This is a genomic window from Bacillus sp. HMF5848, assembly GCF_003944835.1.
Taxonomy (GTDB): Bacteria; Bacillota; Bacilli; order Bacillales; family HMF5848; genus HMF5848.
Window position 1 is genome coordinate 2,296,731 of record NZ_RWIV01000001.1, and the last position, 26,717, is coordinate 2,323,447.

The window sequence follows — 26,717 nt, forward strand, 5'->3', positions numbered from 1 at the left end:
TACGCTTCCAAAAATATATTCAGCCTGTCTGAATTATATTCTCAATACTTATAACGCATGAGTACCACCATCAACAATAATGACATCACCGGTCATAAAATTTGCTGCATTTGATGAAAGCAACAATGCCACCCCTTTTAAATCATCCTCACCACCGAATTTTCTTAGCGGTGTACTATTTAATATAGTATCTTTACTTCTTTCAATTAAAGGTGTAGACATTTTGGTTGGAAAAAATCCCGGTGCAATGGCATTCACTTGTATATTATATTGACCCCATTTAACAGCTAAATCCTTTGTAAAGGTGATAACGGCTCCTTTGCTCGTATTGTAACCGATCGTATCCATATAACGAGGGTCTGTGCCTCCAAGACCTGCTACTGAAGCAATGTTAATTATTTTCCCTTGCTTTCTATCAATCATATGCCTTCCTACTTCTTGACTCATTAAAAATGTTCCAGTCACATTAACATCAATAACCTTCTTCCACGCTTCTAACGGCATATCTACAGCTGGAGCGCCCCATGTAGCACCACTGTTATTAATTAAAATATCTATCGTGCCAAACTTATTAATAGTTTCTTCGACAACACGTTTTATATCATCAGGATTTGTCACATCACATGCCAACGCTAAAGTTTCTACCCCTAACTCTGTTAATTCATTCGCTACCTCTTGACACGCTTCCACCTTCCGTGAACATAGGACAACGTTTGCCCCCGCTTCTGCCAGTCCTCTAGCCATTTGTTCACCTAAACCACGGCCGCCCCCTGTTATAATGGCAGTTTTTCCATTTAATCTAAATAAATCTAAAACATGCATGTATAAACCTTCCTTCATTAATATTTATTGCTGATATTTTTTCAACTCTAAACGAGCGATCTGCATACGGTGTACCTCATCTGGTCCATCAGCTAAACGTAACGTACGAGCATTAGCCCAATGTGCTGCAACTGGAAAATCATCACTCACACCAGCCCCTCCTAATGCTTGAATAGAACGATCAAGAACATTTAATGCCATAGTTGGAGCCACTACTTTAATCATGGCAATCTCAGCTTTAGCCTCTTTATTTCCTACCGTATCCATCATATAAGCAGCTTTTAAAGTAAGTAAGCGGGCCTGCTCAATTTCAATTCGTGAGTTTGCAATCCACTCTTGGATAACTCCTTGATTAGCAAGTGGTTTTCCAAATGCTACACGATCCTGAACGCGCTTACATAAAACTTCAAGTCCTCGTTCTGCTGCACCAATAAGTCGCATACAGTGATGAATTCTACCTGGACCGAGACGACCTTGTGCTATCGCAAACCCTTTCCCATCTCCCCAAATTATATTAGAAGCTGGTACTCTTACATTGTTATATGTAATCTCAGCGTGGCCGTGCGGTGCATGGTCGTAGCCAAACACTGGTAGCATTCTTTCAATCGTAACACCTTCGGAATCTAGTGGTACTAATATCATCGATTGCTGTTCATATCGCGGTGCGTCACGGTCTGTTTTCCCCATAACTATTGCTATTTTACAACGTGGATCCCCAGCTCCCGAAGACCACCATTTACGACCATTAATAACGTATTCATCACCATCTTTAACAATACTCGCTTCAATATTAGTTGCATCTGATGAAGCTACCTCTGGTTCTGTCATAGAAAAGCATGAGCGTATTTCACCATTAAGTAATGGCTTTAACCATTGATTCTTTTGTTCTTCAGTTCCATATCGAACGAGAACCTCCATGTTCCCTGTATCAGGAGCACTACAATTAAAAACCTCAGGAGCAATCATTGAACGTCCCATAATCTCACAAAGAGGTGCGTATTCTAGATTAGAAAGCCCTGCTCCATACTCACTTTCAGGTAAAAATAAATTCCATAAGCCCTCGTCTTTTGCTCTTTCTTTTAATTCCTCCATTATTGGTGGCACAGCTACCCAACGATTAGGGAATTGATTAATTTGTTCTTCATAAAGTCTTTCATTGGGGTAAATATTATCCTCCATAAACTGAGTAACCTTTTCTTGCAAACCTTTTACCTTGTCAGTGTACGAAAAATACATGTAGTCCCCTCCTATTCATTTAACTAACCGGTCAGTATGTATGGTCAATTCTATGATAATATGAGAGTTTAGTATCATTCAAGTTTTTTCTAAAATTTCTAACAATAAAAATACCGGGAAACTTCGACAATATTTTTTATATAAAGATGTTTATAACTGTACATTTGGTCTTAAACTGTGATTTAGCTCATTGTATTTTTAGGCTTATTCTTTTAACATAATGTTAATTATTTGTAATAATCATCCTTAAATTCGAAAATAATCAGAGATAAAAAACAGTATCTGTGAAGTAATTCACAAAACGTTCACACCACTCAGGCGCTGTATCTGTTATATTTATTAACGTAAAAATAAAATTAAAAACTATCTTAGAGGTGATTGTGATGAAAAAGAATCGATGGTTAATTGCACTATCTGCAATAGCTATACATTTATCAATTGGTTCTGCTTATGCTTACAGTGTATTTAAAAATCCTCTATCCGAATTATTAGGATGGAACAGTAAAGAAGTTACTTTATCATTTACTATTGCAATTTTCTTTTTAGGTCTTTCAGCAGCAACGTTTGGTAGATTCGTAGAAAAATGGGGCCCTAGAAAATCTGCAACGATTGCAGCTATTTTGTTCTCAACAGGATTATTTGGTTCTGGACTTGCTATTCAAACTGAGTCTTTAATTATGTACTACCTTACTTATGGTGTTATCGGTGGTATTGGTTTAGGTGTAGGTTACATATCACCTGTATCAACTCTTGTGAAGTGGTTCCCTGATAGACGTGGTCTTGCTACTGGAATGGCTGTAATGGGATTCGGTGCTGGTGCATTGATTGCTAGCCCCGTAGCTGCTAGTTTAATTGAATCAGTCGGCATTTCTACTACGTTCTTTATTCTTGGTGCTGTATATTTAGTACTAATGCTTTCAGGAGCATCTTATATTACAAGACCACCTGAAGGTTGGATGCCTGAGGGTATGAAAGCTAGTGCAGCAAATGGTAAAAAACAAACTAAAAAAGCTGATCTTTCTCAATTAACAGCTAATGAAGCTGTAAAAACAAAGCGTTTTTGGCTATTATGGGTTATGATGTTCATTAACATTTCAAGTGGAATCATGCTTATTTCTGTAGCTTCTCCAATGGCCCAAGATAAAGTCGGCATGTCAGTGGTTGCTGCTGCTTCAATGGTTGGACTTATGGGACTATTTAATGGATTTGGACGAATTGCATGGGCTTCTTTCTCAGATTACATTGGGAGAAGTAATGTATTTGTAATCTTCTTCTCTGTACAATTAGTGTTATTCTTATTATTACCGAGTATATCTAATGTATTATTATTCCAAATCGTTATCTTTGTCATCTTAACTATATATGGTGGAGGTTTCTCTTCCCTTCCTGCCTTCATCGGAGACCTTTTTGGAACAAAACAATTAGGGGCTATCCATGGTTACTTATTAACAGCTTGGTCATGTGCAGGTGTATTTGGCCCAATGCTAGTTGCAACAATTAAAGATGCTACAAAGAGTTACAATGCTACATTTTATATTTTTGCTGGTCTATTACTTGTAGCCTTTGCTACTTCAATTCTTATGAAGTTAAACATCAATGCTATTCGCAAAGAGGCAGAAGGTAAAGTTGAATCAGTTGCATAATTAGAAGAAGAGCACCCTCCTTACTTCAAGGAGGGTGCTTTTGTTTTGAAATTAAAAAGTAGGAGCCTTACGATACTTCGTTGCCTTTTCAAAAGCGTAAGCTACTTTTAGTAATACCATTTCTTTGAAGGCTGCACTTGTAAAAGTAGCCCCTAACGGTTTTCCTTCGTTTGTATATCCTGCGGGCACTGTAATTGAAGGATACCCTGCTTTCGCAGGAATTCCCGCGCCATAATTATTAGCAAACAATAATATATCAAGGTTATTTTGCTCCAATACCGCGTCTATTCCAGCTTCTTTACATATGTATTGATCATTTAAAAGGCTGTTGATATAAGTAGGCTCAGTTAATGTACCAGTCGTCTCCTCTGCCTGTATAAGTAAAGTTTGCCCATATTTCAAGGTATCGTTCGCATGCTGTTCGTTAAAAGCTATAACATCTGCTAAATTTTTAACAGATTCATACGAGTTAGTATGACGTAAATAAGCGTTTAAGCCTGTTTTAAACTCATATAGTAAAACATTAAAATCCCAAGGTAGTTCAACTGGTGGCATTTTAACATCCTCAATAACGGTGGCACCTAAGCTTCGCAATGTGTCTAACACAGCATTCATCAAATCTTTTTCATCTTCATTTAGATATTCATAGTAAGCATCGTTAGGTACACCAATGCGTAATCCCTCTATCGACGAACCTTTTAGTTCTTTAACATAATCAATGTTGGCATTAGGATTAGTTAAAGTCACTGGATCAGTCTCATCTTTACCGACAATTAATTGCAATAAGATAGCAGCATCGAGAACTGTTCGAGCGATAGGTCCCGCTGTATCTTGTGTATGGGATATAGGAATAATGCCTGTACGACTAATTAGACCAACTGTTGGTTTAATTCCTACTACACTATTAGAACTTGCAGGACTTAAGATAGAACCTGATGTTTCTGTCCCGATTGCTAAAGCACATAAATTTGCTGCTACAGCAGCACCAGACCCACTGCTCGAGCCTCCTACATCAAATGACCCAGGACCATATGGATTTTTTACCTGTCCACCACGTGAACTGTATCCATTCGGCATATTGTCTGTCATGAAATTGGCCCATTCCGTTAAATTTGTTTTTCCTAATATTACTGCCCCTGCCTCACGTAGCTTTTTAGCCACAAATGAATCTTTCATAGCTCTATGATTTCTTAACGCTAATGATCCTGCACTAGTATGAAGGTCATCTCCTGTATCAATATTATCCTTTAATAAAACAGGAATGCCATGAAGGTCACTTCTAGGTCCTGTATCAGCTCTCTCCAAATCCAATGCCTCAGCAATTTGAATGGCCTGTGGATTTACTTCTAAAACAGAATTTATGTTTGGACCTTGCTTATCGAACTGTGCAATTCTATGTAAGTACATCATAACTAATTGTTTAGAGGATATTTCCCTTGTTGACATAGCTCTTTGTAAATCTTCAATAGTTGCTTCAACAAGCCATTCATTTGCCAATTCAATCAATTTTCTATCTTTCATTTAGTTCCCCTCTCTCTTTAACAGAGTATGCTAAATTTTATCATACTTTTTAAAACTTTCACAATCAAGGCTATAAAACTTGAAACAGTAGCCTTTTTTGTGTATATTCAAGTCTGACTATACTTGTTAGGAAGGACGTCGAATTATGACAAAACAACAAATTGGTGTAGTAGGAGTTGGCGTAATGGGCAAAAGCCTTGTACTCAACTTTGAAAGCAAGGGCTATTCAGTTGCTCTCTACGATGTAGACACCGAAAAACCAAAGCACATTGTCGAAGAACACCCCGACAAACTATTAAAAGCTACAATTTCTATAGAAGAATTTGTGAACTCTCTCGAAGTACCTAGAAAAATATTATTGATGGTAAAAGCCGGTGATGTAACAGATTTAGCTATTGAATCTTTGCTACCACATTTACAAGAAAACGATATTATTATTGATGGTGGTAATACATACTTTTTTGATACAATGAGACGTAACAAAGCACTTGCTGAGAAGGGAATTCACTTCATTGGTGCAGGTGTATCTGGCGGTGAAGAAGGTGCTCTTAAAGGGCCTGCTATTATGCCTGGAGGACAACGTGAGGCATACGATCTTATGCGTCCTATGCTTGAGGATATTGCTGCAAAAGTTAATGGTGAGCCTTGTACTACATATATAGGGCCTGATGGTGCTGGACACTATGTAAAAATGGTTCATAACGGAATAGAATACGGGGATATGCAGCTTATATCCGAGGCATACTTTCTTCTTAAACATACATTACAGCTTTCAGCAAAAGAGTTACACGAGGTATTTGCAGAATGGAATAAAGGTGAACTAGATAGCTATCTAATAGAAATTACAGCAGATATTTTCACAAAGTATGATGATGAAACAGGAAAGCCACTTGTTGATGTAATTCTAGATAAAGCAGGTCAAAAAGGAACTGGAAAATGGACAAGTCAAAGTGCCCTCGATCTTGGTGTACCCTTACCAGTTATAACAGAGAGTGTGTTTGCCCGATTCGTGTCTGCTTTAAAAGAAGAACGCGCATACGCATCAAATCTTTTAAAAGGACCCGAAGCAGCATCTTATACTGGCGACCGTCAAGAGTTAATCGAAAAGGTTCGCAAAGCTTTATATTTAAGTAAGCTGATCTCTTATGCACAAGGATTCGCTCAATTACGCGCAGCATCCAATGAATATAATTGGGATTTACAATATGGGGATATAGCGATGATATTCCGAGGAGGATGTATTATCCGAGCTGCATTTTTACAAAACATTAAGGATGCATTTGATCGTAACAAAGAACTAGCTAACTTGTTGTTAGATGAGTATTTCAAGGATATTGCAGATCGCTATCAACAATCGCTACGTGACGTACTTGTTGTTGCGATTCAACATGGAATCCCAGTACCTTGCTTTGCAGCGGCTTTAAATTATTACGATAGCTACCGCACGGAAACTTTACCAGCTAATCTATTACAAGCACAACGCGATTATTTTGGTGCTCATACGTACGAACGAACAGATAAAGAAGGTATCTTCCATACTGACTGGTTAAAGATTTAAATTTTTTCAATCAAAAGAGCCTGGTATTTGCCAAGCTCTTTTGATATGACAGTCAATTATATCTTAGCGCCACAGTTACTGAATACTTACTTTTTTCAAAAATTATCTACTGTTCAAATGAAATCGGATCTACTTTAAACCTATTCATATTTGCAAGTATTATATTTTGTGTGAAGAATTAAATAAGAAAGTGAACAGCTTACATTTGGTCTGGTGTTGCATAGGTAACATAAGTACCAGCAATAAAATCATGAATGGCTCGTTTATCTTCTCTTAACCCTACCATAAACGCACTAACAATTACTCCTATGCCTAATGTAAGGGCATAAACAATAGAAGCTACGATCGTTCTCAGTAACATCGTACCAAGTCCTACATTACGTCCATCCAACTTAACGATCCTAATCCCTACAATCCTTTTTCCAACAGTATATCCAGTCCAAACAATTGGAACTATTATAGTATAAAGCAAAAATAATAGATTTACCCAAGAGTTTTCATCTGAAAAATCCCCTGTTAACATACCAATCAAAAGTAATAACGGAAGGTTAACTAGCAGTGAATCAAGTAAACCTGCAAAGAAACGAATCCAAAAGCCTGCCGGCGAGATTTCCATGGTACCCCTTCTTTCTATTATTTTTTATGAGAAATTCAATTTACTTAAGTAAGTGTTTTAATTAGTTATATTAAAGGAGTATGTTAATACTTATATATATATGTTTTAACAGTCAATATACATTAGAATAGGATATGTTTTACCAGTTCATAAAACAAATGTATGCTGTTTACTTATAGATTTCTGATTTAGATCCTTTTCATTCAAGTATGTTCTATGAATGAAACATATGACTATTCCCTTCACATACAAGAAAAGAAACCATTATACCTTTTTTCATTGTCTTTTAAAAAAAGTTATCTAGACAAAAAAGTCAGTCATGTTAATACTCCATGACTGACCATAATTAGTTTCCTAAATTTTTAAAACTATAATTCATGAAAATATTCTCTTTAAAACGGCTTACCTTCGAAGAGCAGTACACGTGCTGGTGAGGCATCCGTACCTACGACTTTCATAGGTGCTGCCACCATAAAATACTTCCCTTCTGTTACATCTTTAAGCTGTAATCCTTCCACGACGATTACGTTGCCTGAAAATAACGCTTTGTGTGTCGGATGGTTTGGTTGTGCACGCTCAACTCCTAGTGCGTCAACTCCTACCCCTCGAATGCCTCGTTCTACTAGCAACTTCGCTGCATCCTCTGCCACGTATATAAAATCAAAATTAAATACATCATCAAACGAGTTCTTAGTTTTAAATAGCACAAAGTCGTTCTTTTCAATATTTAATGATTCAATATCTGTAGCGGATATTTTATCCTCCACATTCGTTAAGTCAAACACTTTTGCCTCACCAACTAAATGGTCCATCGAAACAGTTTCAAACGTTTTACCATCATTAATCATATGAAGTGGTGCATCTATATGAGTACCTGTGTGTAAGTCTATTGATAATCGTGTTTCTGTAACATGTGCGTTTGTTACAGTTTCAAAAGCCGGTTGCTTCTCTGGCTTATTCTTATAAACAGGCATACCTTTATATATAGGTAAAGTAATATCGTAAAATTTCACTGAACATTCCCCCATTATACTGAATAATAATTATTATCTAAGATTGGCCACCAATGATAACCATCTTTTTCTAATAATTCATTAGCTGCTTTAGGACCCATCTTCCCTGCCTCATAATTAGGGAACTGAGCTGTTTTTTCTGACCAAGCTTTTGAAATTGTATCAACATACTTCCACGATAATGCTACTTCATCCCAGTGTGTAAAGTTTGTAGCGTCCCCTAGCATACAGTCATGTAATAATCTCTCATAGGCTTCTGGTGTATTCATGCCATCTAAACAGTTATTACAATAATCCAATTTTACTCTTCTCGTTAAACCGTGTGGACCAGCTTTTTTACCATTGAGAACAAATGAAATCCCTTCATCTGGTTGAATATGTATAATTAAAAGATTCGGTTCAACATCCGTTACGTCTTTATATAAATTTAGTGGTAATTCTTTAAATTGAATGACGATTTTAGTTGATTTTTCAGCCATACGCTTACCTGTACGAATGTAGAACGGGACACCAGCCCACCGAAAATTATCGATATATATTTTACCAGCTACATAAGTTTCAGTGTTTGATTCTTCAGGCACATTCGTTTCTTCTCGGTAACCCTTCATATCTAGACCTTCACTTTGGGCATACTGACCTCTTACGAAGTAAGAATCAACTTCATCGACATGTAGTGGTCGGAGCGCACGTAGTACTTTGATTTTTTCACTGCGGACTTCATCAGTTTCTAGACGAATAGGTGGTTCCATAGCTAATAGTGCAACCATCTGAAGTATGTGGTTTTGAACCATGTCACGCAGAGCCCCTGCCTTATCGTAATAACCTCCACGGTCCTCTACACCTAGTTCTTCACTAGAAGTAATTTGTATGTTGGAAATATAACGATTGTTCCATAATGGCTCAAACAATGCATTTGCGAATCGTATTACCTCAATATTTTGCACCATTTCTTTGCCTAAATAATGATCAATTCGGTATATCTCATGCTCTTGGAAGGCAGCTCGAATATCGTTATTTAACTTTTTTGCGGAATCGTAATCATGTCCAAACGGTTTTTCAATAACAAGCCTTGTCCAGCCATTTGTATCCGTTACACCTTCATTTTTCAAGTTTTCAGCTATTGTACCGAAAAATTCAGGTGCCATGGCCATATAGAAAATTCGATTGCCTTCAGTATCAAACTCATTATCAAGACTTGAAAGCATATTTTTTAGTTCTTGATAAGAACTTTTATCGGTTACATCAAATGGCAAATAGAAAAAATGCTTACAAAAATCGTCTAGTTCAGCTTCAGTTGGTTTATATTTCTCGATAGACTTTGCTACGTTCTCACGTAATATTTCATTTGTCCATGGTCTACGAGCCACTCCAACTACGGCAAATGATTCTGTTAAGCTCCCTTTCTTATATAAATTATAAATAGATGGAAATAACTTTCGACTAGCTAAATCACCTGTTGCACCGAAAATAACAACAATTGATTTTGGTTTTGTTACTGTCATAGGATAAGCCTCTCTTTGCTTCTTATGTAAGATTTGGTCTCTCTAAGTTCATAATTCTACCTTTTCTAATAGTCTTTTTCAAATATTAATCCTTATATGTATTAAAAGTTTTTCAATAAAACTTTTAAACCTAAAGCTCCTCATGTTTTACTGTGTATATTCTTTAAAGTCCCTGAGCTACATAGATCTAAAATTACCTATCCTTCTTAATTCAAAACGATAAACTTAAGAGAGCACATGAACAATCATGTACTCTCACACTTAATTGCTAATAATGATACGGACCCGGGCCATATCCTGGTCCGAAACCTGGGCCATATCCTGGACCGAATCCTGGACCGAACCCTGGGCCATAAGGTGCAGCACCGTATGGAGGATATGGGTAAAATGGACGCGGTCTAAAAATAGCTGATCCTAACAAGCCACCAACTAATCCACCGACAAACGGTCCACCGAACAAGAATGGACCGGGTATTATTCGTGAATCGTTTCGCATAGGGTAATACATTTGCATGCCTCCTCAAGATTTTTATGTTTTCACTTTCATCATATGTACTGAGATAGGCGTTTGTATAGGCAAACACCCCCATAGCATTTATCAATATGTATTTCAATAAAATCTATATCGTATTCTTTGATAATTGCTAAATAAGAAGCAATGCTTATTTGAGGTAATTTTACTTGTGAATGTAATTGAATGATTAACACTTTGTTCGGATAAAATAAAAAAAATAATATGTAGAAAGGATGAATCTTGATGAGTGCACCATATTTATGCCCGAATTGTCGGTCTAATCGAAGTAGATTTAATTTAATAGAACAAGTTGCTAAACCAGTAAAGCTGGATGCTCATACGGGTAATATAATAGAGCAATATGAGAATGGGATGACCGATCCGTTTCACATACCTTACAAAGGACCTTCTTACAAAGTTCAGTGTGGAGCATGCGGACTAATTGAGGATGAAAGAACATTCATAAAGCATGCAGAAAGTGCTCAAAGAACATGAGATAGACAGGATTGTTTTTTAACAGGCCTGTCTACTTTGTTTATTTAGATTTTATTTGTCTCATGATAACAGTCCAAGCATGTGAAGCATATATTGTTTTAAAAAAACAATGGAGGTAACATGTATGGACAATCTGCCAAAAAGGATTAATAAAACAATGGATCAGTTCATGCACTCATTCTCTCGCTTATTAAATGACCCACCAATACGAAACTTTATACAATCATTAGATGATCTTGCTACGTCATCGTTCCCATTTACCCAAGTTAACTTAAGAATGGATGAAACCGAACAAGCATATATAATCAAAGCTAAATTACCTCAGCAGGTAAACAAAGAACAAATTGATATGCAATTTTTAAATAACACATTATTTCTAACCATTAAATATCAAGAAATTATTGAACAAATTAATGATAAAGAACAATATTTTACAAAGCAGCAAACATATCAATCATACCGACAAGTTATTACATTCCCTTCACCTGTTCTTGAGAATGAAAGCAAAGCGACATTTAAGAATAATTACCTTCACATTACAATACCAAAAGCAAAGGGAAAACGAATCTCTATCAAAGATGATAACTCCCACTAGTTCCCTGTTTAACTTTCCATAAACATTGCACGCTATAATTAGGAGGTGTGTAATGTGAAGAAAAATGAAAAGTTGCCTGATTTTAAACAATTAGATGACAGAGTTATTGCTGAGGCTAGTCCCGAACCTACATTAGTGATTAAAACAAATTTAGATTCAGAAGGTGTTACAGACCATAACCCATATGCTCAAGATAAAACATCAAATGAATTTAATGACTTTTTTAAAGAGAGGTAAGTAGATGGATAAAACTTTATTGTATCTTCGTGAAATACTATCTAACTACAATGAAACATCGTCATTAGTGAACGGGATATATGATAAACTTTCAGACACTTTTCAATCTGAAGGAGCTTTTGTTCGTACTTTAAGTGAAGAAGAATCACAAATATTAGGTGATATTTTACCAAAAGAAATAAAACATGCAATGGAAGCACAAGATTACAAAAGAATGCATGAATTAAATGAAGTATATGAACTATTATTTTGATTTTGGCTGGTGCCAAAATCTTTTTTTATTAACTCTGTTTTACTCAAGATTTTGCTTTCCATTTTAGTGTTCTCGCCAAAAATCACATTTTACAAAATCCTCTCGCCTCTAGTTATAAACAATTGTCAGTTCATACGATAAACTATTTAAAATTATTTACCTCAATATCGTGAAAATCTGATAATATTTTTATCAGAGAGGTGTTCCTAATGTCGTTATTAGAATCAGAAATGTTTTCATTTTTAAATGAATGTAACATTATTAATTCGATTAATTTAGAAAGTGGTGCTAGAGTTTTTCAAGAAGGTGATTCCTGTCATTATATTGCATTTATCAAGTCCGGAGTTATTAGAGTAACTAAATTAGGACAAAATGGCAGAGAAATGTTATTGTATCGTGTTGTTGCTGGAGAATCATGTGTCTTGACAATATCTAGTATTTTATCTAACTCGCTTTACCCTGCTCATGCTGTCGTTGAAGAACCAAGTGAAATTCTCCTACTGTCCGCTGAAGAATTCAAGAAGCAAATGACCTCAAATTTAGGTTTACAACAATATACATACAGTATATTAATGAATCGTTTTTTATCAGTTATGTCAATGCTTGAAGATATAGTATTTTTAAAGGTCGATCAACGAATTATTGAGTTTTTAATTTCAAAAAGTAACCAAGATAATGGTTCCCTACTAGAACTTACACACGAAGATATTGCGATAGAATTAGGAACAGCTAGAGAAGTAGTCAGTCGCATTTTAAAAGGGTTGGAACGAGAAGGACTTATTAAGCAAGCTCGTGGGAAAATTAAATTAGTTAATATAAAAAAAATATGTGACAAATTAGTAAATATGTGACATTATCACTAAACATTCACCCTTCATAAATTTATTATAAAAATAAGGGAGGGATTGCTTTGAAAATAAACATTGGGTCTACAGATCGTATTATTCGTTTTATTTTAGGTATTGCTTTATTAGGGTTATTTTTATTAGAAGGTCCTGTTAAGTATGTTGGTATTATTGGTATTGTTCTTATATTAACCGCAACAATTAAATTTTGTCCTTTATATCCAATCTTCAAAATTAATACTGTGAAGAAATAACAGCTCACTTCTGAGTTGTTATTTTTTTGTATATAAGCAAAAGCTATGTAAGAGGTGATAAGTCTTGAACACAAAACGCTTTTCAAATACTGATGTTCAACACGTTAAACAACAAAATGCCCAATCTGGACTTTCCTACAATAAAGTGAAACAACTATTAGCGGAAAAATATATGAAAACGAAGAAGTAACAATACAGAGGTTTTTAGTACAAATTTCACATCACATAAGGAAAAAGCTTTGAATTAGTGTCTTTACGCTAATTCAAAGCCCTTACCTATGCTGATAAACTTTTTTTCAGTTTTCTGTTTGGAAATTTGAACGACTTTTCAATATACAACGCCACAAATAAAAATGAAACAGCACCTAAAATTCGTATAATACTTGAAACATGCATTGCTACTTGTATATTAAATGTTTCAAGAAGAAAAATACCAACTTGTGGCGCAATAAATCCAACACCAGCAATTAAAAGGTTATAATTCGCTAAGAAAGATGTTCGATGCTCTTTTGGTGAAACATGTAATAACTGGTTAAATAGTAACATTACCGTACCCGCTACAAATGCACCTATTACTAAGTTGATGAGAGTCAAATATATTAAATTAGTAGAAATTACTGTTAAAGTCGGTGCTAAAGCTAATCCAAATGCTGCAACAAATAACATGACGGAATTACCTCGTTTATCAGCACTTCTACCCCACCATTTATAAGTAATCATTTGTGATATTTGATTAGCTACTGTAAATAAACTAATCCAGAATGCTGTGGCGTAAGCATAGTTAATTTGATACAAACTAAATAACGGCCACGCCATCTGCCATCCAAAGTTAAATAAAATTGCACAACTTAGAAAATATAAATACGGTTTATGAGTTGTCATCAACCTCATCGAACGCACCTTAACAACTTGAACGTTACTATCACTGCTTTTTTTCTGTTCTCTATGCTTTAATAAAAAATATACTTCAAGCAACCCAAATAAAAAGCCAAGTGCAAACATGACTTGATAAGGAAATGGCGAGTCCTTGGCAAACAAATTTAAGATTATACCAGTCGTGAATGTTACAATCATTCCCACTAGTGTCAGCACACGATTTCTCTCACCAAAAAAGCTCCCTCTACGATGATCAGGGATTAAATCACCTATAAATGATTGCCAGGCCAAGTTAGCTACGGCACCAGGTATATTCATAAGTCCTATTATTACAACTAGTACTGTCGCCTGATATCCAGGCAAAAAAGGGACAAACACAAGCAAAAATAAGAGCAGCCTATTAATTGAAATAGCGGCTGCAGTAAACACTTTTTTCTCTTGTAATTTATTAATCCACATAGCTGCAGGGATCATCATAAACATAGTCATTAAAGAAGGTAAAGAACTAATAAATCCAATTTGTTGGTTATTTGCCCCAAGTACACTTATTGCAAATAACGGAACAAAGCTTGAGATAAAGCTATTTGTTACTGTCGCAGCCGCTCCATTTTTTATACTATAACTTTCATTGTGTTTATCGTCTTGTTCAGAGTACTCCATTTCTCCATCTTCTTCCTATGTAAATTACGAAATAGTAAGTAAATTAATTCGAGACGCGAACTATTCATAAGATGGAGTTTACTCCGTTTTTTTACCTTTTGCAATAATTTTTTACGTTGTTACTACTTCTTTTTTTACTATTACTACAAGTACTATAAAAATCCTAATTTCCTTGCCTCAAAAGTTAACTCATCCCGGAATTTAGGATGTGCAATTGCTATTAAACGTTTAGTTCGCTCTGCTATAGTGGCTCCCCTTAATTCAGCTACACCATATTCTGTTACAACATGGTCTACGTCATTTTTAGACGTGGTCACTGCAGACCCTACTGATAATTGTGGTTTAATACGCGATATTTCTCCATTTTTAGCAGTTGAGTGTAAACAGATGAAACCCTTTCCATTTTTGGAGAAAAGCGCACCTCTAGCAAAGTCTGCTTGCCCACCTGAAGAGCTATAATACTTTCCACCAATTGTTTCAGATGCACACTGACCCAAGAAGTCCACATCAGTCGTGGCATTCATAGAGATCATACAGTCTTCTTTAGCTATTACTCGAGGATCATTAACATAATCAACCGGCATCATCTCGATTCCGCCATTTTGATCAATAAAATCATATAGAGTTTTACTTCCTAGACAAAATGTTGTTACTATTTTTCCAGGTAAATTCATTTTTTGCGATCCATCGACAACACCAGACTCAATTAATTCAATAGCACCATCAGATAATAATTCTGTATGAATACCTAAATGTTTATGGTTTTGAAGAAACGCTACTATAGCATTAGGAATTGCACCAATACCCATTTGTATTGTAGCTCCATTTGGAATTCTATCTACAATTTGTGACGCGATTTGTTTATCCTCTTCTGTTATCACAGGATTCTTTGCATCTGCAAGAGGATAGTCGACTTCAATGTATCCTTCAATTTGGCTTACATGTATTTGATTGCCACCATACGTTCGCGGCATTTGTTTATTTACTTCGAGAAAAAATGGTGCTTTCCCAATAAAAGTAGAAGTATAATCTGCATTAGTACCCAGTGAAAAATACCCATGCTCATCTACTGGAGAAGCCTGTGCAATTATTAGAGATGCCTTTGTTTTCGTTCTCATTAACTTAGGAACTTCATGGAAATGATTGGGAACTAAATCACATTTGCCTGCTAAGTAAGCTTTTCGTACAGCACCGCTTAAAAAATAAGACACATGACGTAAATTGTTTCCGTACTCTCCCCACATATATTTCCGCTCGCGCAAAGGATGCATCTGATGAATACGGACATTAGATAGCGACATAGCATGTTCTTCTATTACGTCGAGGATGGTAGAAGGCTCACCATTCGCTAATGGAACAATTAGGTCTGCACCATCTTTAATTAATTCTAGAACATCTTCAGGTTTCTTTCGCTTCAACTCCAACAACATCGTCTCTCCACCTCACTCATTGGAATAACATCACATATTCAACCTATCACATTTTACGGTATTTTAGTTTAAAATTTGTAAAATATAACAAATTAGTAACAAATAGATATATTACTACTACGCGAACAGGTGATAGGTTTACTAGTTGATGAAGTCTATAATAAATAACTCTTCACAAACCACAAAATTTGTTAATATGCATAGCGATTGTCTAGTTACTGTTCTATATGAGATATATACTTTTCAGTCTTACCTCAAAGAATCGAAGCACTTAGAAGCATAATATGCTTCTTGATCCTCTTTACTTAAAAAGCATGCAAATCCCCGAAATGACTATAAAACAATCTGCGATATATAAACCATGAAAAAAGACGCTTCACGTCATGAAGAGTCTTTTTTTCGATTAACAGAGCTAAATGTTTGTTTTATTGCTTGATGTGAAGTTATTGCCATACCAGCAGCAATTATACCATTGGCCACTCCATTCACAGAGAAGCCGAGAGTTATTATGCTGGATACTACACCTACTAATAAAAGGAACCACAATATTAACCAATCAGGAATTCTAGGTGTTTTTTTTAATATATATCCTAAAACCATTAAGGCTGGAACAACAATAATAAGCTGTTGGTTAATTTTTATTTGACTTAAAATTTCCGCAAGCATATGCCCCACCCTTTCTATTAATAATATATGTTTTAAGAATGAAAAAGGTTTGGGGCATAATAACTATACTTTAAAAATTCCGGAAAAGCCCTTTACAACACCATTTACTTGATTCATTGCACTCATAAACTGACCGGCTGTATTGAACATTTTATCAAAATCCCAACTCCCGTCATTTTTTTTGAATTGATTCATTATAGATGGTGCTTGGTTCCCTTGGAAATTAAATGGCATCTTGTTTGGTGCTGGATATTGATTAGGAAATTGGGGAATAGGCGGCATTTGTTGGCTAAAGCCATATGGATATTGTGGCGGCATTTGATATGGCGGTCTATATCCATATATAGGATATCTTCTAAAGGTTCGATGCTGTCGAACATAATACGGATATTGTCTTTGCACTGGACAGTTCCTCCCTATTCATATGTTTTATCTGCTATACGATATGAGGAATCCGCCCGAAAAGTGATTAGTAATTGTGAAAAAAGAAAAGTACATCGTTGTCAAGATGTACCTTTGACCGCTTATAGGCCTTCATCTCCGTTGCTGTTATAATATGCAATCGACTCTTCCATAGTATGAAATAGCTTCATAAAAGACGAAAATTTAACAATTCTAAATATCTCTTCTATTTGCGAGTTGATACCTGTAATTACGAATTCTTTTCTCATTTTTCTTGCTTTCATAAATGTATCAGCCATATACCCAAGAGAGGCACTATTTAAATAATTAACATCTGTTAAATCTAATAACAGCTTGTCCTGTGGTTGTTTAAGTAGTTCTGTTAAAAGTTGTTTAAATCTTTCTACATTTTTTATTGTTATATCTTCTGAAAAGGATAGCAGTGCAATTTCCTCATTAACATTAACAGTAACAATAATGCTCATTTCTATTCCTCCTTATGCTTATAATTCTCAAGTAACAATCTATATCTTTTATTTGTGTTAACAATACAAAAGTAATGAAGTAAACATATAAATGTCTTGCTCAAATAAATACACAATACCCCTTAAAAATACGAAGATTAAAACATTTTATAAGGCACTTTATACCTATTATACGGATATTTTATTGTATTTGTACATTGTTCTTTGTAATTAATTTAATTATCTTTTGAACAAATCATATTGTAACTCTTCATTTAAAAGGCAATATTTATTTAGAATAATATTTTTATGCTCGCAAAAAATAAACATGCATTACAGTTTTAAGGAGGAGATTAGCAATGGGTCGTGGTAAACATTTTAATCATAAAGAAAAAGGGCATGAAAATGAAATTCCAGAGCGTGGTAAAGAGGTTGCCAGTAAGTATAGTTTAAAAGAAGAGTATGCTATTGAACCTGTAGCAAGTCAAGGTGATCGTCCAGTCACAATTAAAGTTGATAAAGAATAGTTGAAAAATAAGGCTAACCAGCTTAAAAAGACTTAATCTTAAAGCATGGTTAGCCACCTACATGTATACTTAATGTTGTGCAGACTTTCAATACTTCCTCAATAATCATTAGCGACCTTTTTTTCAAAAACCAAAGCATTTTGTCTCGCTTTCTCTAAACATTGTCTTGTAAAGACCTTCTCAGCCTCGTCGAGTTTATTACTTATAGTCTGCACGTCTTTTTGTACAGCATTTCTAAAATAATACTGTTGATACTCCATTTGATAAGCAAGCTCTACCTCTAACTTGTCAAGTCTCCAGAAAATATCTGAGAACAAAGACTTTACGTCATTCCTCATGCCGATAGTCCCCCTTTTTTAATCACTTGTATATCTAGTTCTCTCTTCATTTTTTTCTTCCTGCACCAGTGACAAAACTAGAACTAATTCGGCAAACAAAGTCAAAATATTCATACGCTATTGTTTTAATGTCATATTTTGTTATGAAATAAGTGGTTGATCTTTATTCCAAGTTGCAATTGTCGCTGTTTATGGTGATACCACTCTGTAATATTGATGGTCTCTGTAAATTGGGGTGGTGAAAATAGATCATCAAGTTTCTTGTCTTCATATTCGAAATACCAATCTTTAAAATATGAGCGATGATGGTAAATAATAGGATATATTAGTCTTAAGATTGGTGTACGTGTATCTGATTTTTTGTGTAAATATTTCTCATAATCTGATCTGGACCCCGTATGCTCAGTCTCTTGATGAAATAGAAAGAAATCTTTAAATAAGCTTCTTTCAAATAAAATATGAGCTAGTCTTTTTCCTAACTCAATACGGTCTTTAAGGTTCGTAAAATCGTGCACCGAACAGCCATATAATTTTCCTTGTAAAGTTGGAAAAATGACAATACTAAAATGCATAAGATCCTGTATCTTAAATACAAAAGACTTAAATACCCTTTTTTTATATAAAGGGGATTCAATCACAGGTTTTTGGATAACATTCTGTTCATTTATAATAAGAGCGTACATCAATCTCGTCTTATCTTTACAATGCCAATAATAGTTCCATTCTTTTTCCATGAACTGAGAAACATTAAAATTACTTAGTAAGTAAAACAGTGGCTTTCCTACGATTTTTGACTTCTCATATAGTAATAACTGCGGGTATGCATCCAAAAAAATGAGCCAATTTGCTCGCTCATATGTTATAAACAGGTGTTTCCTTGTATCATCTGATAATGCCTTCGGAAACCACCGTCCTTGTAAATCTGTCATGCTCCAGCCTGCATTTCGAGAAACAAAACTAGCTAGCAATGCCCAACGTATGTCTGGCCATTTTTCAAAAAAAACACCATAGGCCTTAGTTCGTGATATGTTATCTATGTTACACATGTTCGTTTCGTTTTTAATTTGCTGTATAAATTCAGCTTCTGACATTGATATATTCTCACCTCTGTCTTAATCTGTAACAAAATGAGCACTTTTAACCAAACAATGAGGTAAACAATTTTTTATAACAAATTTGTTTGATTTTTTGATATGATAGTGTCTTAAGAGGAGGGCTGCTTCATGATCAAATATCCAAATGGGAAAAAATATGAAGGGCAACAACAAGAAAAGCAGACAGCTTCTCAAAAACAGCAATATGCAAATCGTGGAATGACATTAGAAGAAGACCTTAATGAAACTAATGCATATTATTTACAGCATGGTATAGCAGTTATACACAAGAAGCCGACACCTGTGCAAATTGTCAAGGTCAATTATCCACATCGAAGTGCTGCTGTTATTACGGAAGCATATTTTAAACAAGCCTCCACTACTGACTATAATGGCGTGTTCAAAGGTAGATACATTGATTTCGAGGCCAAAGAAACACGTAACAAATCCTCGTTCCCTATACAAAACTTCCACGAGCACCAAATATCTCATATGAGGCAGGTTATTGCTCAAGGTGGAATAAGCTTTGTTATTTTGAGGTTTAGTACATATGATGATATTTACCTACTAGAAGCTGTGAAACTTTTTGAATTTTGGGATCGTCATATAAATGGTGGGCGTAAATCTATTACCAAGCAAGAGATTGAGAAGAATGGCTATAAAATTAATATTGGCTACCACCCAAGAATTGATTATATTTCTGTTTTACAAACCTCTTTATTGTAGCATCTTGAAAGGAAGTATTCATAATGACAGAAAAATATAGAAGCAGAGTGGAACGAAAGCAAACGACTACTCATTCAAGTAAAAAGAAGAAAAAAACGAAAAAGGGAGCAAGTGCTTTTTTTAAGCAGTTAATTCTTATCATGTTTATATTAGGTATTATTGGGATAGTTTCTGGGGCTGCAACATTTTTCATTTTAGTGCAAGGTGCACCCACTCTTGATACTGCATTATTTAAAGATCCCCTATCTTCAAAAATATACGATATGAACGGTAATGAGATTGCAGATTGGGGAGCAGAACAACGCACCTACGTATCTTATAGTGAAATTCCCCCCGTTTTGCGTGATGCTGTTATCGCGACGGAAGATTCTCGTTTCTTTGAGCACAATGGCATAGACATCATTCGACTTGGTGGAGCCGTCATTGCCAATGTTACCGATGGATTTGGTGCTGAAGGAGCCAGTACAATTACACAGCAGGTTGTGAAAAACTATTTTCTATCACCAGAAAAAACTATTAAACGTAAAGTCCAAGAGGCTTGGCTAGCATTTCAGCTTGACTCACAATATAAAAAAGAAGAAATTCTTGAAATATATTTAAATAAAATTTATTACTCAAACGGGGATTTCGGTGGAAAGCCGATATATGGTGTTGCAGAAGCTGCTGAGGTCTATTTTGGAATAGATAATTTAGATCAATTATCATTAGAACAAGCTGCTCTTATTGCTGGAATACCACAACGTCCAAATGCTTATAATCCTTTTAAGCATCCAGAAGCAGCAGAAAAACGACGTAACATTGTATTAATGTTAATGGTTCAACACGGAAAAATTACTCAAGAGGAAGCAGATGCTGCAAAAGCTGTTTCAATTTCAGACATGCTAGCGCCCACAAATAATAATACAACACAATATGGTGCATTTTTGGACCAAGTTATTGAAGAAGTAACAGAGCTAGGCGATGTTGATATTTCAACGGATGGATTAAAGATCTACACAACAATCGACCCTAAAGCTCAAAGCTACGTTGACAAGATGTTAACTGAAAACGGGAAAATTACTTATCCTAATGAAGAAATGCAAGCCGGCATTGCTTTAATAGATACTAAAACTGGAGAAATAAGAGCATTAGGTGGTGGACGCAATAATGAAAATGTCCAGCGTGGCTGGAATTATGCAACAGACACTAGAAAACAGCCTGGTTCAACAATTAAACCAATTTTAGATTACGGTCCTGCTATAGAATTTCTACAATGGTCAACATATGAGCAGGTTGTAGATGAGCCATACACTTATTCTGACAAAAACAACACTCCTATTCATAACTGGGACCGAAAATACGAAGGGCAAATGTCGATCCGCACAGCTTTAGCTCGTTCGCGAAATATACCTGCCCTTAAAGCTATGCAAGCAGTTGCAAATGAAGTTGGTACAGATAAAGTCCAACAATTCGCAAATAACCTTGGCTTACCTCTAGACAAAGTCCATGAAGCATACTCAATCGGTGGACTAACTGAAGGAGTTTCTCCTTTACAAATGGCAGGCGCTTATAGTGCATTTGGTAATTCAGGTATTTATGTTAAACCTCATGCTGTCACGAAGGTCGTATTTCAAAACGGGACCGAAGTAACATTGAAACCGGAACCAATAAAGGCTATGCGTGACTATACAGCATTTATGATTACAGACATGTTGCGTTCTGTATTAACTAGCCCAATTGGAACTGGACGTGCCGCACAGGTCCCTGGTCTTGATATTGCAGGTAAAACCGGAACAACAAATTTCCCTGCAGAGATTCAAGACAAGTATGACTTACCTAATGCTGCAGTACCAGATAGTTGGTTTGTTGGTTATACAACCGATTATACTCTATCGGTATGGACTGGATTTGATAAATTTGATCAAGACAACTATCTACTTGGTAGTGAACAGACTGGTATTTCAAAACTATTGTTCCGTTCAATTATGGAATATATCTCTGATGGCAAAGACAATAAACCTTTCCAAGCCCCTAATAGCGTTGAAAAGTTAGCCGTTGAAAATGGGACGAATCCAGCTAAATTAGTAAGTGAATTTACTCCTGAGGATAAAGTGATTTATGAATACTTTGTTAAGGGGACCGAGCCAACAGAAGTATCTACAAACTATATTAAGATTGAGCCTGTTACAAATGCATCTGCTGAGTATGATGAAATTCTAGATGCAATTGGACTTACATGGGAGTATATAACACCTAATACAGTTGAAGAACCAGCTGATTATACATTTGAAGTTATGATGTCCATTGATGAAGGTGCTCCCACCTTATTAAGCTCACAAAAGGATTCAACTGTTCTAGTTGAGAACCCGATAAAAGGAGCAATATACACTTTTAATATAATTGCCATGAACACAAATAATCCTGAAAACAAAAGTGAACCTATTTCGGTTTCTATTACCGTACCCGAATTTCTCAATCCGATTGAATTACCACCAATAGATTCAGTAGAACCGATTGAACCTGGGGACCCTGAAAACCCTATCGATGAACCAATAGATGAGAATGAGGATGAAGAAGAATTACCTAGCACTCCTTCTACGGATGAAGATAATATCGGAGATACACCCCCTGCTGATAATCAAGGTGAAGATAATAGCAGTTCCGATGGTAACTAAATGATCATAATGAATGGATTCACTCGTGAGATGCAAAACAATTAATTCACAAATATTCGTAAATATAAATCTCAGTTCAATAAGGCTTAGAGAAATTTTATCTCTAAGCCTTTTTTATTTCTATTCCCCTAATTTCCCCTAATAGAGTGTAGTCCGTTTAGTTCCCACTGTAATAATAGTTTTGAAGGAGTTGTTGAAACAAACAAAAAAATGCCCCAAAGGAAAATTCGGGACAAATCTGTGTTATTTATGTTTGTTTCATTGCTTGCTGCTTATAATATAATTTTTCGAGTTCATTCATTATTTCAGTAAGTTGAATGAAAGAGTGATACTGTTCAGGCTTATTTAGAATATATGAGAAACGATCAACTATGTTAATTGGTTTTACAGATAACAAATGCAGCGCATCCTCAAGCTCCCTAACATTTTCCACATACGTACCATTTAACCAAAATAAGTAACACAAAGCATATTGTGATGCTCTCTTCATAATAGGCAAAGCCGCCTGCTTATCGCGCTTTGAAAAACTGTCATGCAATAGAAGCTTGTCATCATTCCATGTCTTTAATACTTGTTTGCTACTAGCAGCAAAATAAGTCCAGGGCTTCTCAAGAGAAATATTTAGAAATGCAGCAATATCATAAACAAAATAGCCTTCTTGTAGAATACTTTCAATGCTCGCTGACGTAGGTATATATATGCTGTCACCTTCATTATAAAACAATGGATGTATAAAAGGTGCTGGTACCTTTATCATGTTAGTTTTCATATTACTTAACCTTCATCCTTTTCTTTCCTTCTCTACACATCTCCAATAATGGACAAGTCGGACATTGTGGAGATTGTGCTTTACAGTGATAGCGACCAAAAAAGATCATTCGATGATGTGTTACGCCCCATTCATCTTCAGGTACTTTTCGCATTAGTGTTTTTTCAACTTCTAACACACTATCCTTCCAGCGACAAAAAGCTAGTCGTTTACTCACTCTTTCAACATGTGTATCTACAGCAATAGCAGGTATACCAAATGCTACAGACACTACAACGTTTGCAGTTTTTCTCCCTACACCTGGAAGCTTTGTAAGTTCATCACGATCTCTTGGCACTTCGCCCCCATATTCAGATAACAGCATTTGACAAAGCTTTTGAATGTTCTTAGCCTTATTTCGGTATAACCCTATAGATCGTATATCATTTTGTAATTCTTCTAGTGATACGTTCAAATAATCTTGTGGTGTTTTGTATTTCTGGAAGAGATTCTTAGTTACTTTGTTTACAAGAACATCCGTGCATTGGGCTGACAAAGCTACAGCAATGACGAGTTCGAATGGATTGCTATGAACTAACTCACAATGTGCCTCCGGATACATGTCTCCCATGATATCTAAACAATGACGAATTTGAGTTTTATTTAACAACTACATCACCTACTTATTCACACTAGCTTTCGAGCCAATTAAAAATTGGAATATCTTTATTCTTTCTTGATTGAGTTTCGTAATCACTTGTTGACTTCTGACGTTTCTGATTAAGTCTAAATTTACGTGTATACTCCTGAGCCTGTTCTACTGTATCTATTCCGTTTCTTTTCCATTCAAATAAAATTCTGTCAATATACTTAAAGCTTAACTTACCACTAAGTACAGCCTCACGAAGAGCTAACTTAATGATTGGTGCTTTCTGTTTATCATCATCTATCCACATTGAAAGCATCTCGGTCTCAAAAGGTGATAATGGCCTTCCAAATTCTTGTTCGAATGTGATATAAAGTTGTGTTTCTTCTTCCTGCTTAACCTCAACTTTTTCTTCAAATGTCTCTGTTAATAAGAGTTGATACAGCTTTTCATAGAGCGGCTGCAAAGAATATGATTCATATATGAACTGATCGTCCTTCGCTTCAGTAATCGTAATAAAATTTTTCTGAAGGAGCAATTTCAATAATTGTGTGCATTGTTGTGTTGAAAAACTTGTTCTTGCAGATATTTCATCTGGTGTAGGAAACTGATTACCACTGTCTATAAAATTTTGGATGTGAAGCAATAAAACGAGTTCTTCTTCATTAAGACCTAATCGATTGTATGATCCTAATAATAGTTTTGGAATGACGATGTGGCCTTGTTGAAGCCATTCAATCACTTTGGAATCTTGCATTGTTAAACACCTCAATATTAGTATAACATGTCCTTACCTAACGTAACATTGAATAATCATTCCATTTAAACATGCAAAATGCATTTGATTTATGTAAAAATTTATATAATTAAAGACAAGGAAAGTGCCGCGAGAGCTGTAAGTTACAGACCCCGGGCACTTCATTTTTTATGGGTATAATCGATTTAATAAACGTGGGAACGGAATAGACTCACGTACATGCTCTACGCCAGAAATCCAAGCCACTGTTCTTTCTAGTCCAAGTCCAAAACCTGAATGAGGGACAGAACCATATTGACGTAATTGCAAATACCATTTATAAGCATCTGGATCAAGCTCATGCTCCTTTAATCGCGATTCTAAAAGTTCATAATCATGGATGCGCTCCGAGCCACCAATAATTTCTCCATATCCTTCTGGTGCAATTAAGTCTGCACAAAGCACGACATCATCACGGTCAGGTGCTGGTTGCATATAAAATGGTTTTAGCGACGTTGGATAATGAGTGATAAATACAGGCTTGTCAAAGCTTTCAGCTATAGCAGTTTCATGTGGTGCTCCGAAATCATCACCCCACTGAATATCATCAAAGCCTTTTTCGTGTAGGAAAGTAATAGCATCGTCATACGATATTCTAGGGAACGGTGCCGTAATTTGCTCAAGCTTGGACGTATCACGACCAAGTGTTTGTAGTTCTAAACTACAGTTTTTAAGTACCGATTGAACAATAAACGAAACGTACTCTTCTTGGACTTTTAGATTATCTTCAAACTCATAAAATGCCATTTCCGGCTCAATCATCCAAAACTCAATTAAGTGGCGACGTGTTTTTGATTTCTCTGCTCGGAACGTTGGACCAAATGAGAAAACCTTCCCTAGTGCCATCGCAGCAGCTTCCATGTATAACTGTCCACTTTGTGATAAATAAGCATCTTCTTCAAAATATTTTGTGTGAAACAATTCTGTTGTGCCTTCAGGTGCACTACCTGTTAAAATAGGTGGATCTACCTTTGAAAATCCGTTATTGTTAAAAAATTCATATGTTGCACGTATAATTTCGTTGCGAACTTTCATAACAGCGTGTTGTCGTTTAGAACGTAGCCATAAATGTCTATGATCCATTAAAAATTCTGTACCATGTTCTTTTGGCGTAATCGGATAATCTGTTGATTCATGAATCAGTTTAACACTCTGAATTCCCATTTCAAAGCCGAATGGAGATCGTGTATCTTCACGTATAACTCCTGTTACATACAGAGATGACTCTTGCGTTAAAGCCTTAATATTCTGGAAGATTTCTTCCCCAATCTCTGCTTTCTCTACGACCCCCTGTATAAAGCCAGTCCCATCACGAAGCTGTAAAAAAGCAATTTTTCCACTTGAACGTTTATTTGCTAGCCAAGCTCCAATAGTTACTTGTTGCCCGACATACTTATGTACTTCTGCAATCGTTGTTTTCACGCTAAGTTTCCCTCCAACACTAATAAAAATATAACTATGTATTCATCTGTCCTATACTTGTTCATTATACATATCGACAAAAATTGAAGCAATAAAATTAATGAAAAACCACATTATGAATAAGAAAACAGCCATAATTGTTTGGCTGTTCTCTGTCCTACTAG

General features: G+C 35.6%; 30 protein-coding genes. 12 read left to right on the forward strand and 18 right to left on the reverse strand.

Annotated elements, in window-relative coordinates; all coding sequences use genetic code 11:
* Nucleotides 1–48: 48 nt before the first annotated feature.
* Together EJF36_RS11020 and EJF36_RS11025 are read right to left on the reverse strand one after the other, a co-directional pair.
* Complete coding sequence (locus EJF36_RS11020; protein WP_125906372.1) at nucleotides 49–822, reverse strand: SDR family oxidoreductase; 774 nt, start codon at nucleotides 820–822, stop codon at nucleotides 49–51.
* A gap of 24 nt (nucleotides 823–846) precedes the next feature.
* Nucleotides 847–2,058, reverse strand: a complete 1,212-nt coding sequence (locus tag EJF36_RS11025) for an acyl-CoA dehydrogenase (protein WP_125906373.1) — start codon at nucleotides 2,056–2,058, stop codon at nucleotides 847–849.
* A 383-nt stretch (nucleotides 2,059–2,441) separates the two neighbouring features.
* Here EJF36_RS11025 and EJF36_RS11030 point away from each other — a divergent pair, with 383 nt between their 5' ends.
* Nucleotides 2,442–3,701: an L-lactate MFS transporter gene (locus EJF36_RS11030; protein ID WP_125906374.1), complete on the forward strand. Its 1,260-nt coding sequence runs from the start codon at nucleotides 2,442–2,444 to the stop codon at nucleotides 3,699–3,701.
* Nucleotides 3,702–3,752: 51 nt separating this feature from the next.
* On the opposite strand, the gene EJF36_RS11035 is transcribed toward EJF36_RS11030, so the two are convergent.
* Nucleotides 3,753–5,222, reverse strand: coding sequence for an amidase family protein (locus tag EJF36_RS11035; protein ID WP_125906375.1), 1,470 nt, complete (start codon nucleotides 5,220–5,222; stop codon nucleotides 3,753–3,755).
* Nucleotides 5,223–5,367: 145 nt separating this feature from the next.
* Between EJF36_RS11035 and gndA the strand changes: the two genes are divergently transcribed.
* On the forward strand, nucleotides 5,368–6,780 hold the full coding sequence (gene gndA / locus EJF36_RS11040; RefSeq protein WP_125906376.1) for an NADP-dependent phosphogluconate dehydrogenase: 1,413 nt from the start codon (nucleotides 5,368–5,370) through the stop codon (nucleotides 6,778–6,780).
* Between the two features lie 199 nt (nucleotides 6,781–6,979).
* Here the strand turns inward: gndA and EJF36_RS11045 are convergent, their stop codons facing one another.
* The 4 genes from EJF36_RS11045 to EJF36_RS11060 form a co-directional block, all read right to left on the reverse strand.
* Nucleotides 6,980–7,396, reverse strand: coding sequence for an RDD family protein (locus tag EJF36_RS11045; RefSeq protein WP_125906377.1), 417 nt, complete (start codon nucleotides 7,394–7,396; stop codon nucleotides 6,980–6,982).
* 392 nt (nucleotides 7,397–7,788) lie between these two features.
* Nucleotides 7,789–8,409, reverse strand: coding sequence for a cyclase family protein (locus tag EJF36_RS11050; RefSeq protein WP_125906378.1), 621 nt, complete (start codon nucleotides 8,407–8,409; stop codon nucleotides 7,789–7,791).
* A gap of 14 nt (nucleotides 8,410–8,423) precedes the next feature.
* On the reverse strand, nucleotides 8,424–9,911 hold the full coding sequence (gene zwf / locus EJF36_RS11055) for a glucose-6-phosphate dehydrogenase (protein WP_125906379.1): 1,488 nt from the start codon (nucleotides 9,909–9,911) through the stop codon (nucleotides 8,424–8,426).
* A 268-nt stretch (nucleotides 9,912–10,179) separates the two neighbouring features.
* Entirely contained in the window at nucleotides 10,180–10,419 is a 240-nt protein-coding gene (locus EJF36_RS11060; protein WP_125906380.1) for a hypothetical protein, read from the reverse strand.
* Nucleotides 10,420–10,668: 249 nt separating this feature from the next.
* Here EJF36_RS11060 and EJF36_RS11065 point away from each other — a divergent pair, with 249 nt between their 5' ends.
* From EJF36_RS11065 to EJF36_RS21860, 7 genes are all read left to right on the forward strand, one after another.
* Nucleotides 10,669–10,920: a DNA alkylation repair protein gene (locus tag EJF36_RS11065; protein WP_125906381.1), complete on the forward strand. Its 252-nt coding sequence runs from the start codon at nucleotides 10,669–10,671 to the stop codon at nucleotides 10,918–10,920.
* Nucleotides 10,921–11,044: 124 nt separating this feature from the next.
* Nucleotides 11,045–11,515, forward strand: a complete 471-nt coding sequence (locus EJF36_RS11070) for an Hsp20/alpha crystallin family protein (RefSeq protein ID WP_185806882.1) — start codon at nucleotides 11,045–11,047, stop codon at nucleotides 11,513–11,515.
* A 54-nt stretch (nucleotides 11,516–11,569) separates the two neighbouring features.
* A complete protein-coding gene (locus tag EJF36_RS11075; protein WP_260471878.1) occupies nucleotides 11,570–11,752 on the forward strand; it encodes a hypothetical protein in 183 nt (60 codons plus the stop codon).
* Nucleotides 11,753–11,756: 4 nt separating this feature from the next.
* Nucleotides 11,757–12,005 carry a sigma-G-dependent sporulation-specific acid-soluble spore protein CsgA gene (locus EJF36_RS11080; protein WP_125906384.1) on the forward strand — a complete coding sequence of 83 codons (249 nt, stop codon included), beginning with the start codon at nucleotides 11,757–11,759 and terminating at the stop codon, nucleotides 12,003–12,005.
* A gap of 209 nt (nucleotides 12,006–12,214) precedes the next feature.
* Nucleotides 12,215–12,856: a Crp/Fnr family transcriptional regulator gene (locus EJF36_RS11085; protein WP_260471879.1), complete on the forward strand. Its 642-nt coding sequence runs from the start codon at nucleotides 12,215–12,217 to the stop codon at nucleotides 12,854–12,856.
* A 59-nt stretch (nucleotides 12,857–12,915) separates the two neighbouring features.
* Nucleotides 12,916–13,104, forward strand: coding sequence for a YgaP family membrane protein (locus EJF36_RS11090; protein WP_125906385.1), 189 nt, complete (start codon nucleotides 12,916–12,918; stop codon nucleotides 13,102–13,104).
* A gap of 64 nt (nucleotides 13,105–13,168) precedes the next feature.
* A complete protein-coding gene (locus tag EJF36_RS21860; protein WP_260471880.1) occupies nucleotides 13,169–13,294 on the forward strand; it encodes a hypothetical protein in 126 nt (41 codons plus the stop codon).
* Between the two features lie 86 nt (nucleotides 13,295–13,380).
* Here the strand turns inward: EJF36_RS21860 and EJF36_RS11095 are convergent, their stop codons facing one another.
* The 5 genes from EJF36_RS11095 to EJF36_RS11115 all read right to left on the reverse strand — a co-directional run bounded on the left by EJF36_RS11095 (nucleotide 13,381) and on the right by EJF36_RS11115 (nucleotide 17,623).
* Entirely contained in the window at nucleotides 13,381–14,640 is a 1,260-nt protein-coding gene (locus tag EJF36_RS11095; RefSeq protein WP_125906386.1) for an MFS transporter, read from the reverse strand.
* Nucleotides 14,641–14,792: 152 nt separating this feature from the next.
* Nucleotides 14,793–16,070 (reverse strand): acetyl-CoA hydrolase/transferase family protein, encoded by a 1,278-nt coding sequence (locus EJF36_RS11100; protein ID WP_125906387.1) that lies wholly within the window; start codon nucleotides 16,068–16,070, stop codon nucleotides 14,793–14,795.
* A gap of 381 nt (nucleotides 16,071–16,451) precedes the next feature.
* Nucleotides 16,452–16,736, reverse strand: coding sequence for a phage holin family protein (locus tag EJF36_RS11105; RefSeq protein ID WP_125906388.1), 285 nt, complete (start codon nucleotides 16,734–16,736; stop codon nucleotides 16,452–16,454).
* A gap of 63 nt (nucleotides 16,737–16,799) precedes the next feature.
* The gene (locus tag EJF36_RS11110) at nucleotides 16,800–17,138 is read right to left on the reverse strand and encodes a YppG family protein (protein WP_185806883.1); all 339 of its coding nucleotides are present in this window, start codon (nucleotides 17,136–17,138) and stop codon (nucleotides 16,800–16,802) included.
* A gap of 122 nt (nucleotides 17,139–17,260) precedes the next feature.
* The gene (locus EJF36_RS11115) at nucleotides 17,261–17,623 is read right to left on the reverse strand and encodes an STAS domain-containing protein (protein WP_125906390.1); all 363 of its coding nucleotides are present in this window, start codon (nucleotides 17,621–17,623) and stop codon (nucleotides 17,261–17,263) included.
* A gap of 338 nt (nucleotides 17,624–17,961) precedes the next feature.
* Between EJF36_RS11115 and EJF36_RS21510 the strand changes: the two genes are divergently transcribed.
* Complete coding sequence (locus tag EJF36_RS21510) at nucleotides 17,962–18,129, forward strand: hypothetical protein (RefSeq protein ID WP_185806884.1); 168 nt, start codon at nucleotides 17,962–17,964, stop codon at nucleotides 18,127–18,129.
* 98 nt (nucleotides 18,130–18,227) lie between these two features.
* Here EJF36_RS21510 and EJF36_RS11120 read toward each other — a convergent pair whose 3' ends face one another.
* Nucleotides 18,228–18,467 (reverse strand): hypothetical protein, encoded by a 240-nt coding sequence (locus EJF36_RS11120; RefSeq protein ID WP_125906391.1) that lies wholly within the window; start codon nucleotides 18,465–18,467, stop codon nucleotides 18,228–18,230.
* 131 nt (nucleotides 18,468–18,598) lie between these two features.
* Nucleotides 18,599–19,558: a DUF2515 domain-containing protein gene (locus tag EJF36_RS11125; protein ID WP_125906392.1), complete on the reverse strand. Its 960-nt coding sequence runs from the start codon at nucleotides 19,556–19,558 to the stop codon at nucleotides 18,599–18,601.
* 132 nt (nucleotides 19,559–19,690) lie between these two features.
* On the opposite strand from EJF36_RS11125, the gene recU reads away from it, so the two are divergent.
* Complete coding sequence (gene recU / locus EJF36_RS11130) at nucleotides 19,691–20,287, forward strand: Holliday junction resolvase RecU (RefSeq protein ID WP_125906393.1); 597 nt, start codon at nucleotides 19,691–19,693, stop codon at nucleotides 20,285–20,287.
* A gap of 23 nt (nucleotides 20,288–20,310) precedes the next feature.
* On the forward strand, nucleotides 20,311–22,941 hold the full coding sequence (locus tag EJF36_RS11135) for a transglycosylase domain-containing protein (protein ID WP_125906394.1): 2,631 nt from the start codon (nucleotides 20,311–20,313) through the stop codon (nucleotides 22,939–22,941).
* Nucleotides 22,942–23,188: 247 nt separating this feature from the next.
* Here EJF36_RS11135 and EJF36_RS11140 read toward each other — a convergent pair whose 3' ends face one another.
* From EJF36_RS11140 to asnS, 4 genes are all read right to left on the reverse strand, one after another.
* Nucleotides 23,189–23,710, reverse strand: coding sequence for a YpoC family protein (locus tag EJF36_RS11140; protein WP_125906395.1), 522 nt, complete (start codon nucleotides 23,708–23,710; stop codon nucleotides 23,189–23,191).
* A gap of 1 nt (nucleotide 23,711) precedes the next feature.
* The gene (nth, locus tag EJF36_RS11145) at nucleotides 23,712–24,359 is read right to left on the reverse strand and encodes an endonuclease III (RefSeq protein ID WP_125906396.1); all 648 of its coding nucleotides are present in this window, start codon (nucleotides 24,357–24,359) and stop codon (nucleotides 23,712–23,714) included.
* Nucleotides 24,360–24,381: 22 nt separating this feature from the next.
* Complete coding sequence (locus tag EJF36_RS11150) at nucleotides 24,382–25,092, reverse strand: DnaD domain-containing protein (RefSeq protein WP_125906397.1); 711 nt, start codon at nucleotides 25,090–25,092, stop codon at nucleotides 24,382–24,384.
* Nucleotides 25,093–25,260: 168 nt separating this feature from the next.
* Nucleotides 25,261–26,553, reverse strand: coding sequence for an asparagine--tRNA ligase (gene asnS, locus EJF36_RS11155; RefSeq protein WP_125906398.1), 1,293 nt, complete (start codon nucleotides 26,551–26,553; stop codon nucleotides 25,261–25,263).
* Nucleotides 26,554–26,717 lie beyond the last annotated feature (164 nt).